The organism is Dyella sp. GSA-30 (assembly GCF_027924605.1).
In the GTDB taxonomy this organism is placed as follows: Bacteria; Pseudomonadota; Gammaproteobacteria; order Xanthomonadales; family Rhodanobacteraceae; genus GSA-30.
This window is the reverse complement of the sequence record NZ_AP027042.1, coordinates 1260107-1278080: the sequence shown is the minus strand read 5'-3', so window position 1 is coordinate 1278080 and position 17974 is coordinate 1260107. Positions and strand designations below refer to the sequence as shown.

Below are 17974 nucleotides of genomic sequence, written 5' to 3'. Positions count from 1 at the left end.
GAAAAGGAGTTCACATGAAGATACTTACGTCTTTCGTTTGTCTTGTCGTCCTGACAACGCAGGTATCGGCTCAAGATGTACGGATGCTTGCTGTGGGCACGCCACAGGAACACCGCCAACCGGATCTGTCTGCATTCGAACTTGCCGCTCCGACCGACAATCCCTCACCACCACCCCGCGCATTCGTCGGCAAAGATACCTATACCTATCTGCGCTGCCACTATCGCAGCGATAGCCGTCCAAACAGCACGCAGGTCAAGTACGAATGGGCCACGAATGCCCGTGGCCAGTGGTACCGGGTCAATGGCTACTGGTATTCAGGGAGTCTCCTTGAATGGAGAAACATGTTCTACACGACCACCGAGCAGGCCGAACTGCGGCAAGCCTGCGCCGATTCGTTGAAACGAAAAGGCATCCGGACCGAGCTTGTCGACATATCAGGCGCGGACACCGCCTCATCGTTCAACCATACCCTCTGGACGCAAGCCAAGCCGGGAGGCTCGCAACGTACGGAGCGAATCATCGTTTTCGGCGACAGCCTGAGTGATACGCACAACCTGAATAATCTCACCCGTGGACTGGCGCCCAACGCTGGCTCGTGGTTCCTGGGGCGCTTCAGCAATGGCCCGGTGTGGCCGGAGTATCTGGGAAAAGATGTCGGACTGACGGTCTACAACTGGGCTGTTGCCGGAGCAGCAGCGGATCAGAAACTTGTCATCCCCGGATTTACTCAGCAAGTCGATTCATGGATCAGCATGATGCGCAGCGCCAAGAACTATGATCCAGGGCAAAGCCTCTTTTACCTGCTGATCGGCGTCAACGACCTGATCAACTATGACCGTACGCCAGATCAATCCCTGGCATCTATGGAAGAAGGTTTACGCAAACTGCTGGGCGCAGGCGCAAGGAAAATCGTGATCTCCAATCTACCGGACGCAGCGCGTACGCCGGCATTTCGGATACGTCGCGACGGCGCTGCCATGGCCGCCAGGATCGACGAGTTCAATGCACGTCTTCCCCAGCTCGTCGACAAACTTGAAGCGGAGTATCCGAACACCATGGCATTGTTCGATGCCAACACCTTTTTCAAACGGATACTCGATGCGCCGGAACAAGCCGGCTTCAGCGATACGGAGCAATCTTGTCTGCGCATCGATAACGACAGCTCGCTCAACTATGCACGGAACCACGACCGGCGCGCCGATTGCACCGCCGATGGGTTCGTATTCTGGGACACGCTGCATCCCACTACCCGCATGCATCAGAAGATAGGGCAAGCCATGCAGGAGGCCACGCCGGCAGCGTGGCTCCAGTAGCCTTGCCCCGTGACTGCGCGCGTTCTGCTAAGGGGAACGCGCGGTCACGCGGCGATTTGCCGGTGCGCACTTGATCGCCTGTTGGTAGGCCGCAGCCTCTTTCTTTATCCATTCGCGAAACAGTCGCAAGCCGGCGTGACTCTCGGAGCGTGGCGGATACACCAGGAAATACGCCTCGGGAATCTTCATGTAACGATCTCCCAGCATGCAGAGCAGGCCGGCATCGATCAGTGGGCGCGCCATTACCATGCGTCCAAGCGCCACGCCCATGCCTTCCACGGCCGCACGCTGCAGCGCATCGGTGGTGTCAAATTGCGCCACGAAGCGACGCGGAACCTCAACACCGGCGTATTCGCTCCAGTCCCGCCAGCGTCCGCCGGGATCACCCAGTAAGGGCCACGCACTGAGGTCATGCGGGTCACGCCCCTGCATACGCTCCACCAGCGCTGGGGCGGCAACCGGCGCGATCCATTCGTCGAAAAGGCATTCGCTTTGCAAGCCTGACCAACCACCAAGTCCATAGCGAATAACCACATCCACCGGGTCGCGCTCGAAATCGACCAGGGTGGTGCTCGACTGCAGGTTCAACTCCAGCTCGGGATGCGCGGCCACCAGACCGGCCAGGCGCGGCACCAGCCAACTAGTCATGACGCCGGGGATGGTGTTGACGGTCAACGCTTCTTCGCGCCGGCAGCGGTAGACCGCCAAAGCGCGGTCAATGCCTTCGAAGTGCACGCCGATCGCATCGAGCAGGCGCTGCCCCTCCGCGGTCAACTGAACACCACGAGGGCCGCGGTCGAACAGCTTGCGTTCGACGCGCTGCTCCAGCTGACGAATCTGGTGACTGAGCGCGCTGACGGTGAGATGCGACTGCTCGGCGGCGCGCGAGAAATTTCCTGCGCGGGCGGCAACGACAAACTGCTGCAATAGGTCCAGCGAGATACGTGCCATCTTGAAAATCTCTCAAGCCTGAGTTGCCAATATATCGCTTTTCCGGGTCCTGGGGTGAGCTTATCTTGAGTTCTCTGCCACTCGCAGAAACTTATGGAGGCGCGGTTATGAGTTCGCTTTGGACTGACATGCTGTTCCTGCACGGCCATATTGCCGACCCCAAGCTGGCCCGCCGGCTGGTACAGCCGACACCGCCAGCCACCCCGCCCAAGAACGGCGCGGGGAAGCCTCGGCCAGCACGGCGTCGTGCGACCTACTACCTGGCCACCTCATTGCGCCGCAGCCTCTGGATAGGTTGATTCACGCCGTCACGCTCCCCACTCGAAGAGAATAGGGTGTCTGGGTTTTCTTCGAGGAGCTTCAGCATGAGTTTGAGCTTGCGGCAGCTTGGCCGGTCGCCACTTTCCGTAGCACCGCTGGCGTTTGGCGGCAATGTGTTCGGATGGAGTGCCGACGAGGCGCGATCGTTCCAATTGCTGGATGCTTTTGTCGATGCGGGTTTCAACCTGGTCGATACGGCGGACGTGTATTCCGCCTGGGCGCCGGGCAACCGTGGTGGCGAGTCGGAAACCATTATCGGCAACTGGCTCAAGCGCAGCGGCAAGCGCGACAAGGTGCTCATTGCTACCAAGGTCGCCAAATGGGGGCAGCAGCCCGGGCTGTCCCCGATCAATATCCGCGAAGCGGTGGAAGGTTCGCTCAAGCGCCTGCAGGTCGAGCAGATCGATCTGTATCAGGCACATGAAGATGACGCCACTGTTCCGTTGCATGAAAGCCTCGGCGAATTTGCGCGACTGATCGAAGAAGGCAAGGTGCGCGCGATCGGCGCATCGAACTACAGTGCCGATCGTTTTGCCGAGGCTTTGCAGGTATCCGAGCAATACGGCCTGCCCCGTTACGAAAGTCTGCAGCCTGAGTACAACCTGGTGAGTCGCGCCGGCTATGAAAAAGGCCTGGAGCCGATTTGCCGATCCGAGCAGATTGGCGTGATCGGTTACTACTCGCTGGCCAGCGGATTTCTCACCGGCAAATACCGTAGCGAAGCCGATCTGGCAAAGAGCTCCGCACGCGGTGGCGCGGTGAAGAAGTATTTGAACAAGCAGGGCCTGGGTGTACTGGCGGCGCTCGATCAGGTCGCTGCGACGCATAGTGCGACGCCGGCGCAGGTGGCGCTGGCCTGGTTGATTGCGCGACCGGGTGTGACTGCACCGATCGTCAGTGCGACGAGTGTCGAGCAGTTGAAGGATATTCTGGGGGCAGCGACGCTTGGGTTGAGTGCGAGTGAGATTGCTGAGTTGGATGTAGCTAGCGCGAGCTGAGAGCGCCCCACCCCAACCCTCTCCCGTGGCTTCGCCGGGGGAGAGGGCTGGGGTGAGGGGGCCTTCAGGGCGACGGCGATTCCGGATTCTGCGTGTCGTCATCATCCGGCGCCTGCACCTGATATCCCTGCGCCTTCAACTTCGCCAGCAAGCCCTTGGCGCCGAGCACCTGATCCATCGGCAGCAGCGCAAAGCTCTGGGTATCGTTCGCGAGCGCATTCTTCGCCGCATTCATCCAGGTGTCTTCGACCTTTTGCGGCAGGTCGCTCAAGCCGATCTTCTGCGCGAGACCCGTCTCGGTCACGGCGGTGACGCATGCCTCGCGCTGATCCTTCAGCGACGCCTTGCGCAATACGTCGATATCGCCGGTGGCCCACGCATTGGCGCGCGCCACCATGGCGCCCAGCTGGCTCTGCACCGTATCGAGCACATTGGAAAAACACTGCTCGTCGTTCATCGACAAGCTCTTGAATGCCTTGACCGCTGCGCGCGGCTCGGTGATGACCATTTGATACTTGGTCTCAGTGATCTTGATGTTGTGTTTCTTGGCCAGGTCACGCACGGTGTTCTTGACGCCGCCCGATGCGTTCATGCCGCTGCGCTTGATTGCCTTGTCGTATAGCTCCAGCGCCGCAAAGATCGGTCGCCAACGTTCGATGCCCGAATCGTTGCCGATGTATTGCTGCTTCAGCGGCAGCCACCGCGCATACAGCGGCGTGGGCAACGTTTGCTGCAAGGTCTTGTCGTCGGGATTCTTGCGTGCACCGACCAGCGACGGCAGCAGGAAAAGCTTGCCGAAAAATCCGGTGTCCGCCTTGATCGTCACCTTGGGCGGATCGATCACTTCCTGCGAATGCGCGATCACGTCCTCAACTTCATCGGTCTTCCACTGCATGTGATCGGGCAATGGCGAAACCGTGCCGAGCACATACATCACATGATCGCCCTTGCTCACCTTCCACAAGCCGGGCCCGGGCTGCACGCCGCTCACGGTAATCGCTTCGAGGTTGGCTACCGAGCCCGACGGCGCCGGCGCCGGGGCCGTGCTGGCAGGTGCCACGCTCTGCGCGGCGGCAGGGAGGGCTGCGCTAAGCGCCAACAGCAGGACGGACTTGGCGATAGGCATAGAAGATTCCTGGGTTGATGGACGCTAGTGGGTAGAGGACTGATCCTTGGCGAGCAGGCAAAGTTCAATGCCGTCTCAATAGCACAAAGCACAGGTTTAGCATGTGCCATGCAAACAAAACGGGGCGCCGAAGCGCCCCGTTTTATCTAGCGCTCTGCCGCTTACAGCGACGCCAGCGCCTTATTGAACGTTTCACTGGGGCGCATCGCCGCGCTGACCAGCTTCAGGTTCGGATGGTAATAGCCCTCGATCTCGACCGGCTTGCCCTGCACGCCATTGAGCTCGCCGACGATCTTCGCCTCGTTCTCGGCCAGCGTCTTGGCCAGCGGCGCGAACCTCGCCTTGAGCTTGGCGTCCTCGTTCTGCGCGGCCAGGGCCTGTGCCCAGTACAGGGTCAGGTAGAAGTGGCTGCCGCGGTTGTCGAGTTCACCGACCTTGCGTGCCGGCGACTTGTTGCTGTCGAGGAACTGGCCGTTGGCCTGGTCGAGCGTCTTGGCCAACACACCGGCGTCGGCATTGTTATAGCGATTGCTCAGATGCTCGAAGGAAGCGGCCAGCGCCAGGAACTCGCCCAGCGAATCCCAGCGCAGATAGTTCTCTTCGACGAATTGCTGCACATGCTTGGGTGCCGAACCGCCGGCGCCGGTTTCGAACAGGCCGCCACCGGCCATCAGCGGCACGATGGAGAGCATCTTCGCGCTGGTGCCCAGCTCCATGATCGGGAACAAGTCGGTGAGGTAATCGCGCAGCACGTTGCCAGTCACCGAAATGGTGTCCTGACCCTTGCGAATGCGCTCCAGCGACAACTTGGTGGCCTCGACCGGCGAGAGGATGCGGATATCCAGACCCTGGGTATCGTGGTCCTTCAGATAGGTCTCGACCTTCTTGATGATCTGCGCATCGTGACCGCGCTTGGCGTCCAGCCAGAACACCGCCGGCGTGTCGCTCAGGCGCGCGCGGTTGACGGCAAGCTTGACCCAATCCTGGATCGGCGCGTCCTTGGTCTGGCACATGCGCCAGATGTCGCCGGCTTCGACGGTGTGCTCGAGCAACGTGTTGCCACTGGTATCGGTCACCTTGACCACGCCGTCACCGGCGATCTGGAAAGTCTTGTCGTGCGAACCGTATTCCTCGGCCTTCTGCGCCATCAGGCCGACATTGGGCACGCTGCCCATGGTCGCCGGGTCGAACGCGCCGTTGGCTTTGCAATCTTCGATGACGACCTGGTAGACGCCTGCATAGCTGCGATCCGGAATCACCGCCTTGGTGTCCTGCAGCTTGCCCTGGGCATCCCACATCTTGCCCGAGTCGCGGATCATCGCCGGCATCGACGCATCGATGATGATGTCGCTGGGCACGTGCAGGTTGGTAATGCCCTTGTCCGAGTTGACCATCGCCAGACCTGGGCGCTTGGCGTATTCGGCCTTGAGGTCGGCCTCGATCGCGGCCTGTTGATCGGCCGGCAGATTCTTCAGCCGCGCGTACAGGTCGCCGATGCCGTTGTTCGCATCGAAGCCGGCCTGCTTGATCGCATCGGCGTGCTTGGCCAGCACATCCTTGTAGAACTCGTTGACTACCAGACCGAACATGATCGGATCGGAGACCTTCATCATGGTCGCCTTCAGATGCAGCGAGAACAGCACGCCTTGGCTTTTGGCGTCCTCGATCTGCGCATCGATAAAGCTGGCGAGGGCCTTCTTGCTCATGACCGCGGCGTCGATCACTTCACCAGCCTGCACGCTGGTCTTTTCTTTCAGGACCTTGCTGCTGCCGTCCTTGCCGAACCACTCGATCTTGACGCTGCCCGGCTGGGCGATGGTCACCGACTTTTCGCTACCGTAGAAATCACCGCCGTCCATCTGCGCCACGTGGGTTTTGGAATCGCTGCTCCATGCGCCCATGCGATGCGGGTGCTTGCGTGCATAATTCTTGACCGACAGCGGTGCGCGGCGATCGGAATTGCCTTCGCGCAGCACCGGGTTGACCGCACTGCCCATGACCCGCGCATAGCGCGACTTGGTCTCTTTTTCTTTGTCGTCCTTGGGCTCGTCGACGTAGTCGGGCAAGGCATAGCCCTGCGACTGCAACTCTTTCACCGCGGCCTTCAGCTGCGGCACCGAGGCGCTGATGTTCGGCAGCTTGATGATGTTGGCGTCCGGCGTGGTCGCCAGCTCGCCCAGCTCAGTCAGATCGTCGGCGATCTTCTGGCCGTCCTTCAGGTATTCGGGGAACTGCGAAAGAATGCGGCCGGCCAGCGAAATATCGCGGGTCTCGACGGCAATGCCCGCCGTGGCGGCAAAAGCTTCGATAACGGGCAACAGGGACTGCGTAGCCAGGAACGGGGCTTCATCCGTGAGCGTGTAGATGATCTTGGGTGTTTGGGACATGGTCTGCACAACCTCTTTGGCTACGGCACTGTTCGATTTTTAAAGGAGCGCCGCCCGCGACTCGGACAGCACGCCCCACGCTAGTGGCGTCGGATCTGCCGAAATCAACCGCAAGGGCCGATCGGGTTCGACGATAGCTGCCTATTGTCGCGACTTAGGGGCACGTAAGGAAAGGCGCTGCCCTGCTGCAACGTACGCGAGGGTATGGCCATACGCTGAGCGATGGCGGCCACTGATTGGAGTGTGGGGAATAACAGATATGCGCGCGAACCCGGCGCACGGTGGCGCAGCCTTGCGCTGCGCCACCGTCGATCGAATGCCCTACTTCACCGAAAAATCTTTCGTCGATACCGACTTGCCATCCTGCGAGATCTCCACCTTGTAGCTGCCGGTCGGCCAGCCGCTGGGCTTGGCGATATGAAAGGCGGTATTGGCCGGACCGGTCGGATTGATGGTGGTGCTCTCTTCGTTGACCGTCTGGCCGTCCTGGTAGGTCCACTTGGCATCGAGCTTGGCCGTACCGGCGCCGGTGGTCGCGACGGAGGCGTAGATCGTGTCCTTGGCACCGAAGCTGGTCGTCGGCGTGGTGACTTTCTGGTCGCCGTCGACCACGCTGCCCAGATCGACCGCGCTTACAGCGACCGCTACCGGCGCCGCGGGTGCAGGCGTGGTCTGTGCCGCGGGCGGCGGTGTCGCCGGCGTGGACGCCGGTGGTATGGCGTTGTCTTCCTTCTTGCCGCAGCCGCCGAGTGCGAGCGTGGCAGCCAGCGATACGGTCAAGATCAAAGCGTGCTGGGTGAACTTCATGATCTCGCTCCTCGTTATGGTTTGGCTGGGATCTTCAGGACCTGGCCCGGCTTGATCTTGTCCGGGTTACTCAGCTGATCGCGATTCGCGTCGAAGATGGGTTGCCATGCATTCGCATTGCCATAGAAATGCTTGGCAATCTTGGACAGGCTGTCACCCGAGACCACGGTGTAGCTCTGCTCCGCGGTCGAACTCACACCCGATTGAACATCGGAAAAATCCGCTTTGCCGCTGTCATTGCTCATGGAGCCTTCCTCCTCACCGAAGAGAGCGTCACTGATACTTCGAGCGGTGTTAACGAGCTGTGAGGGCGCTTATGCCCTCACCAGGGCACAAAAAAAGCGCGGTATTACCCGCGCTTTCGTGCCTTGGTGAACGACCGATCGATCAGTTTGAAACCGGCTGCCTCAATCGCGCCCGCTTGCGCGCACGCTGGCGTTCGCGCATCGCGGCCCAGCGCTCGGCCAGGCAGGAGAAGATCACGTACAAGGCCGGCGTACTGAGCAAGGTCAAGCTTTGCGAAATGAACAGGCCGCCGATCAGCGCGATACCCAACGGACGACGCAGTTCGGAGCCTTCGCCCAGACCGACGACAATCGGCACGGCGGCGAGGATCGCCACCATCGTGGTCATCATGATCGGGCGGAAACGCACGATGCACGCTTCACGCACGGCATCGATCGGCGACTTGCCGTGCTTGCGCTGCGCAACAAGAGCGAAGTCGATCATCATGATCGCGTTTTTCTTGACGATGCCGATCAACAGCACCAAGGCGATCTGCGCGATGATCGAAAGCTCGGTATCGGTCAACCACATCGCCATCAAGGCGCCCACGCCGGCTGCCGGCAAGGTGGACAGGATCGTCACCGGGTGGATCAGGCTCTCGTACAGCACGCCCAACACGATATAGACGGTGACCACCGCAGCCAGCAGCAACCAGAGCATGCCGCTCTGCGACTGCTGGAAACGACGGAAATCGCCACCGACATTCAGACGGATATCGCCCGGCATGCGCATGCCGCTGGCCGTACTCTGCACGATCAACATCGCCTCGCCCATGCTCACGCCCGGCGCGAGGTTGAAGCTCAGATCCATCGTGGTGTACTGGTCTTCGTGCGTGATCATCGTCGGCGCCAGACCGTCCATCTGCTTGGCCAGCGCCCTCAACGGCACCATCTGGCCGGTGTTGGAAGCGACATAGATACGGTTGATCGCGTCAGGCGTTGCGGTCTGCGCCGGCAGCGCGTTGATCACCACTTTGTACTGGTTGATGTCCGAATAGATCGTCGACACCTGGCGCTGACCGAAGGCGTTGTAGAGCGCGCCGTCGATGGTACCGATCGACACGCCCAACTGCGCGGCGCGGTCGCGATCGATCACGATATTCTGACGCAGGCCAGCGTCGTCGATATCCGAACCGACATCGGTCAACTTGGGGTTCTTCTTCAACTGGTTGACCAGCTTGGGCAGCCACTCCTCCAGCGCCTCCGGGTCGTTGCCTTGCAGCGACACCTGATACTGACCGCCCTGCGAACTGCCACCGGAACCGCCGCTGGGCAGGTCCTGGATCGGGCGCAGGCGCAGATTGAGATCGGGATAGGCGTTGGCTTTTGCACTCAACCGCGCCAGCGCATCGAAGGTGGTATCCGTGCGCCCTTCGGCGCGCGTGCGCAGTTCGATATTGAAACTGCCGCTGGTGCCGGTACGACTGGTACCCAGACGCGAGCTCACCGCCTTGACGTCGGGATCGGCAAGAATCATCTGGGTCAGGCGATCCAGGCGATTGATGGTTTCGCCAAACGACACCGTCGCGCTGGACGTCGCGCGACCCGATACCAGACCCGTGTCCTGGGCAGGAAACAAACCGGTCTTGACCACGCCGAACAGAAAGATCGTCACGCCGATCAATACCAGCGGCGTCAGCGACAACAGTAACGCGTGACGTAGCGAAAAATTCAATGCGCGCACATAGATGCGCAGCATGCCGTCCTGGATTTTCTCCAGCCGCTGACTCAGCCTCGACGTCTTGTCCGGCTCGACATGACCGTTGAGAAAACGACCGCACAGCGATGGCGTCAGGGTCAGCGATACCAGCGCCGACATGATGATCGCCGCCACCAGGGTCACGGTGAATTCGCGCATGAACAAGCCGCTGAAGCCGCTCATGAACAGCAACGGGATAAACACCGCCACCAGCGACGCGGTGATCGACACGATGGTAAAGCCGATTTCCCTCGCGCCAGCCAGAGTTGCCTCCAGCCGCGTCATGCCTTCGTCGATATGCCGAATGACGTTCTCGATCACCACGATCGCATCGTCGACGACGAAGCCGATGGCAATCACCAGCGCGAGCAAAGTGAGATTGTTGAGCGTGTAGCCGAGCAGATACATGCACAGGAACGCGCCGGCCAGCGACAACGGCACCGCGACACCGGCAATCAGCGTCGGCGCAAGGCGGCGCAGGAACAACGCCATCGTCAGCACGACCATGGCCAGACTGATCAGCAAGGTGATCTGCACTTCCTTCAACGAATCGCGGATCGTCGGCGTGCCATCGAAGTAAGGCGTGAGCACCGTTCCGGGCGAAAGATACGAGCGCAGGATCGGCAGCTGGGCGCGCACCGCGTCGACCGTGGCGATCACGTTCGCATCGGCTTTCTTGTACACATACATCAGCACAGCGGGTTTGCGCTGGAACCAGGCGGCCTGATACGCGTCCTGCTGACCGGCGTAAACATGGGCGACATCGGAAAGTCGCACCGGAATACCGTTGTGCGTCGCCACCACCAGGTCGGCGTATTCCTCCGGCTTTTTCAGCTGGTCGTTCGCGGTAAGCGCGGTGGTGGTAATGCCGTTGGAAAGAAAGCCCAGCGGCGAGGTGACATTCGCCGCCGTCAACGCGTTACGAATCTGGTCCGGCGACAGGTTCATCGCGTTGAGCGCGCGCAGATTGAGATCGACGCGGATGGCGGGCGTCGCCGCACCGGCGATATCTACTGATGCCACACCGTCGAGCTGACGCAGGCGCTGGGCGAGCAGCGAATCGGAAATATTGTAGAGATCGGCCGCCGACTGCGTGTCCGAGGTCAGCGCGAAGGCGATGATCGGATCGTCGTTGGGATTGGCCTTCTGGTAGCTCGGCGGGTTGTTGAGTCCGGCAGGCAGATCCGGCGCGGCGGAGTTGATCGCCGCCTGCACGTCGCGCGCAGCCGCATCGATATTGCGGCCATTGTCGAAGATCATGAAGACCGAGGTGCCGCCCTCGGAGCTGCGCGAGCGCATCGTATCGATGCCCGGCACCTGGCCAAGGTGACGCTCCAGCGGCGCGGCAACGGTAGTCGCCATCGTGCTGGCATCGGCGCCGGCCTGCGAGGCCTGCACGAAGATCACCGGGAATTGCATATCCGGCAGCGCCGCCACACCCAGCAGCGAATAGCAGATGATGCCCAGCACAAACATGCCCACGGCCAGCAGGAACGTACCGATCGGGCGGCGGATAAACGGGCCGGAAATATTCATCGTTGTTTCAACGCACGACCTTTAGATCGGTTGAAGGGCGCTAATGGCCGTGGATAGCGACAGATTGCCTATCGCATGTTACGCCAGGACGGCTGGATGGCTAAGCGGGAATTGCCACTTGAGGGCATGACTTCTGGCAGGGCTGCCCTGGAGATGGGAGATGGGAGATGGGAGATGGGAGATGGGAGATGGGAGATGGGAGATGGGAGATGGGAGATGGGAGATGGGTGGCGGGGGCGCACGGCCCCACATTGCCTCAGCGGAGAGCATTGCGCCCCCACATCCCATTTCCCATCTCCGCTGTTACAGCGCCTGCTGCGCCTTGGCCAGCTCACGCCGCTCGCGGCGGACGCGCAGCCAGTCGGAGAAACGCTCCATGTACAGATAGATCACCGGCGTGGTGTACAGGGTGACCAGCTGCGACAGCAGCAGGCCGCCGACGATGGACACACCCAGCGGCTTGCGCAGCTCCGAACCGATGCCCGATCCCAGCGCCAGCGGCAACGCGCCCAGCATGGCCGCCGCGGTGGTCATCATGATCGGGCGGAAGCGCAGCAGGCAGGCGCGACGGATGGCGTCCTGGGCACGCATGCCGGTGCGCTGGGCCTCGATCGCGAAGTCGATCATCATGATCGCGTTCTTCTTGACGATACCGATCAGCAATACGATGCCGACGATACCGTCAACGGACAGACTCATCCCGCACAGGATCAGCGCCAGCAACGCACCCACGCCGGCCGGCGGCAGCGTTGAAATGATGGTCAGCGGATGGATGTAGCTCTCGTAAAGCACGCCCAGCACGATATAGATCACCACCACCGCGGCAAGCAGAAGCAGGACTTCATCGCCCAGCGAGGAGGAGAACTCGGCCGCCTTGCCGACGAACTGACCGCGCACCTGCGGCGGGAAGTCGAGCGTCGACTCGACTTCGTGGATCGCCTTGACCGCATCGGATAGCGAGTAGCCCTGCGCTACGTTGAACGACAGGGTCACCGCCGGCAGCTGCTGCTGATGACTGATGACCAGCGGCGCCGCCGTGGCGGTGGCCGTCGCCAGCGAGGCGAGCGGAATCGTGCCGCCGCCGCCAACCTGGAAGCCGACGTTGCCGGTATTGCCGATGCCCGATGGCGTGGCCGAATTGCTCGAGGTGAGCTGGCCAAAGCTGGTGGCGTTGGAGCCGGTCAGCGCGCCATTGCCGTTACCGCGCACAGTGAGCTGATTGAGCAGCGCCGTGCTGGTGCGGAATTCCGGCGCGACCTCCAGCACCACGCGGTACTGGTTCAACTGGGTGAAGATGGTCGAAATCTGGCGTTGACCGAACGCGTCGTAAAGCGTGTCGTCGATGGTCTGCACCGGCACGCCCAAGCGGCTGGCTTTTTCGCGGTCGATCACCAGTGACAAGGAGTTGCCGCTATCGGCCAGGTTGTTGTCCACATCGGACAGTTCCGGCCGCTGACGCATCGCCTGCGTCATCTGGTTGGCGTACTTGGCCAGCTCGTCGGAGTTGAGATCCGACAACGAGTACTGGTACTCGGTCGCGGCCACGCGACTATCGAGCGTCACGTCCTGCACCGGCTTCAGATACAGCGCGACACCAGGAATGCCGGCAACCTCGTTCTGCAGACGCGGCAGGATTTTTTCCAGGCTGTCGCGATCGCTGCGGTCTTTCAGCACGATGCTCAGCTGACCCTGGTTCAAGGTCGGATTGATCGAGCCGGCACCGATGAACGCGGCCACGCCCACCACCGCCTTGTCCTTGCGCAACGCTTCGGCGACGGCCTGCGTGCGTTGCTCCATCTGCGGGAACGCAACGTTCTGGTCGGCCTGCACCACGCCGGTGATCATGCCAGTGTCCTGCTCGGGCAGCAGACCCTTGGGAATGATGACGTAGAGAATGACCGTGACCACGACGGTGATCGCCGCCACGGTGATCGTGGTGCGCTGGTGATCGAGCACCCAGTCGAGCGTACGCTCGTACACGCCGACCGTGCGCGTCCACAGATTCTTCTTGCCTTCGGCTGCGTGCTTCTCATGCACGTCGTCGCCTTCGGGCAAGGCATCGGCCTTGAGCAGGTAGGCGCACATCATCGGCGTCAGCGTCAACGACACCAGCATCGAGATCGCCACCGCAATCGTCAGCACCCAGGCGAACTCATGGAACAGGCGACCGGTTACGCCGGGCATCAGCAGCAGCGGCAGGAACACCGCGATCAGCGACACGGTCAGCGACAACACGGTGAAGCCGATTTCCTTCGCGCCGATCTCGGCCGCTTCCTTGCCGTCCTTGCCCTGTTCGATATAGCGCACGATGTTTTCGATCATCACGATCGCATCGTCCACCACGAAGCCGGTGGCGACGGTAAGCGCCATCAGCGAGAGGTTGTCCAGCGACATACCGGTGAAGGCCATCACGCCGAACGTGCCCATCAACGACAGCGGTACCGCCACCGAGGGAATGATCGTGGCCCACAGGCGACGCAGGAACACGAAGATCACCGCCACCACCAGGAAGATGGTGAGGATCAGCGTGAACTGCACGTCTTCCACCGAGGCACGGATGGTCACCGTACGGTCGGCAAAGATGTCCAGGTGCACGTCGGCCGGCAGCACGCTGCGCAACTCGGGCATCAGCGCGCGGATGCGCTCGACCGTCTGCACGATATTGGCGCCGGGCTGGCGGCGGATGTCGAGCAGCACCGCCGGCTTGCCGTTGGCCCATGCGGCGAGCTGGTCGTTCTCGACGCCGTCGACGACCGCTGCGACATCGGATAGGCGCACTGGTGCGCCATTCTTGTAGGCGATGATGGTGCTCTTGTACTCGGCCGCGTCGCTCAGCTGGTCGTTGGTGCCAATGCTGTAGGACTGCGTCTTGCCGTTCAACGTGCCCTTGGGCGCATTGACGTTGGCCTGGGTCAGCGCGCTGCGCACGTCTTCCAGGGTCAGGCCCAGATTGGACAGCTGCGCCGGATTGACCTGGATGCGCACAGCCGGACGCACGTTGCCGGCGATCGACACGAGGCCCACGCCCTGCACCTGCGAGAGCTTCTGCGCGAGGATCGAATCGGCGTAGTTGTTGACGTCGCGCAGCGGCAGGCTCTCGGAAATCAGCTTGAGCGTGACGATCGGCGCGTCGGCCGGATTGACGCGGTTATAGACCGGTGGATATGGCAGGTTGTTCGGCAGCGTGCCCTTGGCCTGACTGATCGCCGCCTGCACGTCCTGCGCGGCGATGTCGATGTCGCGATCCATCGAGAACTGCAGCACGATGGTCGAAAGACCCGCCGACGAATCGGAGGTCATCATGCTCAGGCCGGAGATCTGGCCGAAGTTGCGCTCCAGCGGCGTGGTGATCAGCGCCGCCATGGTCGATGCGCTGGCGCCCGGGTACTGCGTGGTCACCACCAGGCTGGGGGCGTCGATTTCCGGCAGCGCCGACACCGGCAGCTGGCGGTAACCGAGGATACCCAGCAGCAACACCGCCACCATCAGCAGCGATGTAGCGATCGGTCGGCGGATGAAAAGGGTGGAGAAGCCCATGGGGTTAGTTGACCGTCAGTGGTTGGGGAGGCGCGCTCATGCGCAGCCGCGTGTCCAGATTGTTTGGAGAAAGGAGATGGGCTTTCGCATCCCTCAGGTTGCGTGAGCGCACGGTTGTCGCGCCCCCACTACCCATCTCCCATCTCCCGCTTCTCATCACCGTCCGCCGCCACCGCGACGACCGCCCTTGCCGTCCTTCTTCGCCTTCTGCAGCTCTTCGTCGGTCGGCGCGGCGGGGACTTCACCGGGCTTGAGCGGCTTGATCTTGCTGCCCGGCTTCAGGCGGAACTGACCTTCGGTGACAACCTGGTCGCCTTCTTTCAGGCCGGTACCGATCATCACGTGGCTGTCGCCGACTTCGGCCGTGGTCTTCACCGCCTGCATCTTGACCGTGTTGTCGGCCTGCACCAGATAGACATAGTCGCCATCGGGACCGCGCTGCACCGCTTGCGCCGGAATCACCAGGCCGCCGTTGACGGTGTTGACCTTCAGCTGCACGTTGACGAACTGGCCCGGCCACAACGCGGAGGTCGCGTTCGGAAATTCCGACTTGAGGCGGAACGTGCCGGTGGTGACGTCGATCTGGTTGTCGACCACCTTCAGCACGCCGTCGTTGGCGATGGTGTGCGCATCGGCGCGATCGAGCGCGGCCACTTCGAGCGGCAGGCCCTTGGTCATCGCTTCGCGCACCACTTCGAGATTCTGCTCGGGCAGCGAGAACATCACATTGATCGGATGCAGCTGGGTCAGCGTGACGATGGCACTGGTGGTGGTGACCACGTTGCCCGGATCGACCGCGCGGATACCGGCCACGCCATCGATCGGCGAAAGGATCTTGGTGAAGCCCAACTGCACCTTGGCGCTGTCGATCGCGGCATCATCGGCTTGCACGGTGGCCTGGTTCTGGCTGACCGTGTTGCGCAAGGTGTCCATGTCCTGCTTGGAGATGTAGCCCTTGGTGCCCAGATCGACGCTGCGGTCCAGGTTGCTCTTGGCCGTCAAAAGCAGGGCCTGGTCCTGCTGCTTCTTGGCGACCGCCTGCTGATAGTTGGCCTGGAAGGTACGCGGGTCGATTTCGGCAAGCACGTCGCCGGTCTTGACCTCCTGGCCTTCCTTGAAATTGATCCTGAGCAGCTGACCGGTGACCTGCGGGTTGATCGTCACCGTGTTGAGCGCTTGCACCGTACCCAGCGCCGTCAGGAAAATCGGCACATTCTGCTTGGTAACGGGCACCACGGTGACAGGCACCGGCGGTGCATCCTTACTATTGTCGCCGCCGGCATCCTGTGCCTGTTCTCCACCGCGATGACGGCCGCCGCCCGCACTGTCCTCGCCCGAGGGCTTGTGCAGCATGCGGAACCCCACGAAACCGACCACGATCACCACAATGGCGATCAGCGCGATCTTCCAAAAACGCGACATGTAGAACTCCCAAATATTAGACGGCGGGCCACCCGACCCCACCTGGCGCGGCGTGCGCCCGTTTTTACGTTGGGTGAAAGGATAGGGGCAGTGGAACGAGATTTGACAATGCCGGTTGACATGGGTGGTGCATGACCGATGGCAGGGCCAATCCCCTCTCGTGCCTTGTTCTGACCCATCTCGCCACGAATAGTTGCTCAACAATGTGACGCCCGGATGCGCAGTGTAGGCTGAACCAGCTGCAAACTTCGCGCGGGCTTCGTCTATACTCTGAGGCTTGTTGCCCGGGGACAGCTTGTCCGGGGGAGCGGCAAGTAAGCATAGCCTCGGTCTGACGCCACGCTAACGGTGTGCGACGGCCCGATGCCCGCCGACTTTACTTTTGACTGGAGTAATTGCGTGAGCGGTTCCATGAGCAAATCCGACCAGAGCTTCATGCGCAGCTTTTCGCTGCTGATCGTGGGCCTGGCCGTGCTGACGTTGCTGTTGATTGGCCTGGCCTGGACGATCTATGACCACGAGCCTAAAGAAGTCGACCCTAGCGCCCAGGCGCAAGTAGACGCTCGCATCGCGCCCAACGGCGCCGTATACGCCGGCAATACCGGCCGTGCCGCCATGCTGGCCGCGCAGGAAGCCGCCGCCAAGGCCGCCGCGTCCCAGGTCGCTTATGGCGGCACCAAGGATGGCAAGACGATTTACGACAACCTCTGCCATAGCTGCCATACGGCCGGCGTGGCCGGCGCGCCGAAACTTGGCGACAAGGCTGCCTGGGGTCCGCGCATCGCCGAAGGCCTGGACACCCTGGTCAAGCACGCGATCGAGGGCTACAAGGGCCCTGATGGCAACATGATGCCGGCCAAGGGCGGCAATCCGTCGCTGACCGACGAGCAGGTCAAGGCCGCGGTGACCTGGATCACTCAGCAGGCCAAGTAAGCCGTAACGCTTTACCAGTTCGAACGACGCCGCCTTCGGGCGGCGTTGTCGTTTCTAAGGCAGCCCGCGCTCGGCACGCCACTCGCGCGCAAAACGCTGAAGCCGTGGGAAAAATGCTTCGAAGCGCTGCTGCAACGGCTGCCGTAGCGCCTTCAGTACCGGCAACGACTGCGCCAGTGGATTGGCGCGCCGCAGTCGGCGCGAGATGCCACCCAGCGCCCGGCCTATCTCCGCCGGGTCGGCATAGCCCGCAGGCAGGCCATGCGTCTCCATATATACAAGGAATCGTTTCAGATCCGGCGGCAGCAGCGGCTCGTGGCGATAGAGCAGATCGCGTAGCGCCGGAGAGAACAGGTGCAGGGGCTGCCCACTCCAGCGCAGGAAATCGCGAGCGAGGCAATGGTCGAACCACATGTCGAGCAAAATCCCCGCGTAGCGGCGATAGGGGGCCTCGAACAGGGCGCGCGCCGCGATCACTTCGGGATGACTGTCGGTATAGACGTCGATGGCGCGATGCAGGCGGACACCGTCGATAGCCCCTTCGGGCAGGCGCAGCGCCTCGGGCGGTCCGTGCACGAAATCGCCAAGCATGCCGCCCAGTTGCATCAGCTCGTCGTCGCCCGCGAGCAAGGCATGCGCAAGATGGTTCATCGTCGC

At 61.8% G+C, this 17974-nt stretch carries 13 protein-coding genes; 4 read left to right on the top strand and 9 right to left on the bottom strand.

Annotated elements, in window-relative coordinates; genetic code table 11:
- The first annotated feature begins 14 nt into the window (after positions 1 to 14).
- Positions 15 to 1316, top strand: a complete 1302-nt coding sequence (locus QMG46_RS05640) for an SGNH/GDSL hydrolase family protein (RefSeq protein ID WP_281851508.1) — start codon at positions 15 to 17, stop codon at positions 1314 to 1316.
- Between the two features lie 27 nt (positions 1317 to 1343).
- On the opposite strand, the gene QMG46_RS05635 is transcribed toward QMG46_RS05640, so the two are convergent.
- Entirely contained in the window at positions 1344 to 2267 is a 924-nt protein-coding gene (locus tag QMG46_RS05635) for a LysR substrate-binding domain-containing protein (protein ID WP_281851507.1), read from the bottom strand.
- A 107-nt stretch (positions 2268 to 2374) separates the two neighbouring features.
- Here QMG46_RS05635 and QMG46_RS05630 point away from each other — a divergent pair, with 107 nt between their 5' ends.
- Together QMG46_RS05630 and QMG46_RS05625 are read left to right on the top strand one after the other, a co-directional pair.
- Entirely contained in the window at positions 2375 to 2566 is a 192-nt protein-coding gene (locus QMG46_RS05630; protein ID WP_281851506.1) for a hypothetical protein, read from the top strand.
- Between the two features lie 66 nt (positions 2567 to 2632).
- The gene (locus tag QMG46_RS05625; RefSeq protein WP_281851505.1) at positions 2633 to 3586 is read left to right on the top strand and encodes an aldo/keto reductase; all 954 of its coding nucleotides are present in this window, start codon (positions 2633 to 2635) and stop codon (positions 3584 to 3586) included.
- A 64-nt stretch (positions 3587 to 3650) separates the two neighbouring features.
- On the opposite strand, the gene QMG46_RS05620 is transcribed toward QMG46_RS05625, so the two are convergent.
- The 7 genes from QMG46_RS05620 to QMG46_RS05590 all read right to left on the bottom strand — a co-directional run bounded on the left by QMG46_RS05620 (position 3651) and on the right by QMG46_RS05590 (position 16384).
- Positions 3651 to 4712 (bottom strand): TraB/GumN family protein, encoded by a 1062-nt coding sequence (locus tag QMG46_RS05620; RefSeq protein ID WP_281851504.1) that lies wholly within the window; start codon positions 4710 to 4712, stop codon positions 3651 to 3653.
- A gap of 161 nt (positions 4713 to 4873) precedes the next feature.
- Positions 4874 to 7099 carry an NADP-dependent isocitrate dehydrogenase gene (locus QMG46_RS05615; RefSeq protein WP_281851503.1) on the bottom strand — a complete coding sequence of 742 codons (2226 nt, stop codon included), beginning with the start codon at positions 7097 to 7099 and terminating at the stop codon, positions 4874 to 4876.
- Between the two features lie 321 nt (positions 7100 to 7420).
- Entirely contained in the window at positions 7421 to 7906 is a 486-nt protein-coding gene (locus tag QMG46_RS05610; RefSeq protein WP_281851502.1) for a hypothetical protein, read from the bottom strand.
- A gap of 14 nt (positions 7907 to 7920) precedes the next feature.
- Positions 7921 to 8151 carry a LysM peptidoglycan-binding domain-containing protein gene (locus QMG46_RS05605; RefSeq protein WP_281851501.1) on the bottom strand — a complete coding sequence of 77 codons (231 nt, stop codon included), beginning with the start codon at positions 8149 to 8151 and terminating at the stop codon, positions 7921 to 7923.
- A 142-nt stretch (positions 8152 to 8293) separates the two neighbouring features.
- Positions 8294 to 11425, bottom strand: a complete 3132-nt coding sequence (locus QMG46_RS05600; protein ID WP_281851500.1) for an efflux RND transporter permease subunit — start codon at positions 11423 to 11425, stop codon at positions 8294 to 8296.
- Positions 11426 to 11728: 303 nt separating this feature from the next.
- Positions 11729 to 14962: an efflux RND transporter permease subunit gene (locus QMG46_RS05595; protein WP_281851499.1), complete on the bottom strand. Its 3234-nt coding sequence runs from the start codon at positions 14960 to 14962 to the stop codon at positions 11729 to 11731.
- 156 nt (positions 14963 to 15118) lie between these two features.
- Positions 15119 to 16384, bottom strand: coding sequence for an efflux RND transporter periplasmic adaptor subunit (locus tag QMG46_RS05590; RefSeq protein ID WP_281851498.1), 1266 nt, complete (start codon positions 16382 to 16384; stop codon positions 15119 to 15121).
- A gap of 411 nt (positions 16385 to 16795) precedes the next feature.
- On the opposite strand from QMG46_RS05590, the gene QMG46_RS05585 reads away from it, so the two are divergent.
- On the top strand, positions 16796 to 17317 hold the full coding sequence (locus tag QMG46_RS05585; RefSeq protein ID WP_281851497.1) for a c-type cytochrome: 522 nt from the start codon (positions 16796 to 16798) through the stop codon (positions 17315 to 17317).
- Positions 17318 to 17371: 54 nt separating this feature from the next.
- On the opposite strand, the gene QMG46_RS05580 is transcribed toward QMG46_RS05585, so the two are convergent.
- Positions 17372 to 17968 (bottom strand): acyl carrier protein phosphodiesterase, encoded by a 597-nt coding sequence (locus QMG46_RS05580; protein ID WP_281851496.1) that lies wholly within the window; start codon positions 17966 to 17968, stop codon positions 17372 to 17374.
- Positions 17969 to 17974: the final 6 nt, after the last annotated feature.

What these genes read in the sequence shown, in the direction of transcription:
- QMG46_RS05640 (WP_281851508.1), top strand. Translation starts at nt 15, where the DNA reads ATGAAGATACTTACGTCTTTCGTTTGTCTTGTCGTCCTGACAACGCAG.
- QMG46_RS05635 (WP_281851507.1), bottom strand. Translation starts at nt 2,267, where the DNA reads ATGGCACGTATCTCGCTGGACCTATTGCAGCAGTTTGTCGTTGCCGCC.
- QMG46_RS05630 (WP_281851506.1), top strand. Translation starts at nt 2,375, where the DNA reads ATGAGTTCGCTTTGGACTGACATGCTGTTCCTGCACGGCCATATTGCC.
- QMG46_RS05625 (WP_281851505.1), top strand. Translation starts at nt 2,633, where the DNA reads ATGAGTTTGAGCTTGCGGCAGCTTGGCCGGTCGCCACTTTCCGTAGCA.
- QMG46_RS05620 (WP_281851504.1), bottom strand. Translation starts at nt 4,712, where the DNA reads ATGCCTATCGCCAAGTCCGTCCTGCTGTTGGCGCTTAGCGCAGCCCTC.
- QMG46_RS05615 (WP_281851503.1), bottom strand. Translation starts at nt 7,099, where the DNA reads ATGTCCCAAACACCCAAGATCATCTACACGCTCACGGATGAAGCCCCG.
- QMG46_RS05610 (WP_281851502.1), bottom strand. Translation starts at nt 7,906, where the DNA reads ATGAAGTTCACCCAGCACGCTTTGATCTTGACCGTATCGCTGGCTGCC.
- QMG46_RS05605 (WP_281851501.1), bottom strand. Translation starts at nt 8,151, where the DNA reads ATGAGCAATGACAGCGGCAAAGCGGATTTTTCCGATGTTCAATCGGGT.
- QMG46_RS05600 (WP_281851500.1), bottom strand. Translation starts at nt 11,425, where the DNA reads ATGAATATTTCCGGCCCGTTTATCCGCCGCCCGATCGGTACGTTCCTG.
- QMG46_RS05595 (WP_281851499.1), bottom strand. Translation starts at nt 14,962, where the DNA reads ATGGGCTTCTCCACCCTTTTCATCCGCCGACCGATCGCTACATCGCTG.
- QMG46_RS05590 (WP_281851498.1), bottom strand. Translation starts at nt 16,384, where the DNA reads ATGTCGCGTTTTTGGAAGATCGCGCTGATCGCCATTGTGGTGATCGTG.
- QMG46_RS05585 (WP_281851497.1), top strand. Translation starts at nt 16,796, where the DNA reads ATGAGCAAATCCGACCAGAGCTTCATGCGCAGCTTTTCGCTGCTGATC.
- QMG46_RS05580 (WP_281851496.1), bottom strand. Translation starts at nt 17,968, where the DNA reads ATGAACCATCTTGCGCATGCCTTGCTCGCGGGCGACGACGAGCTGATG.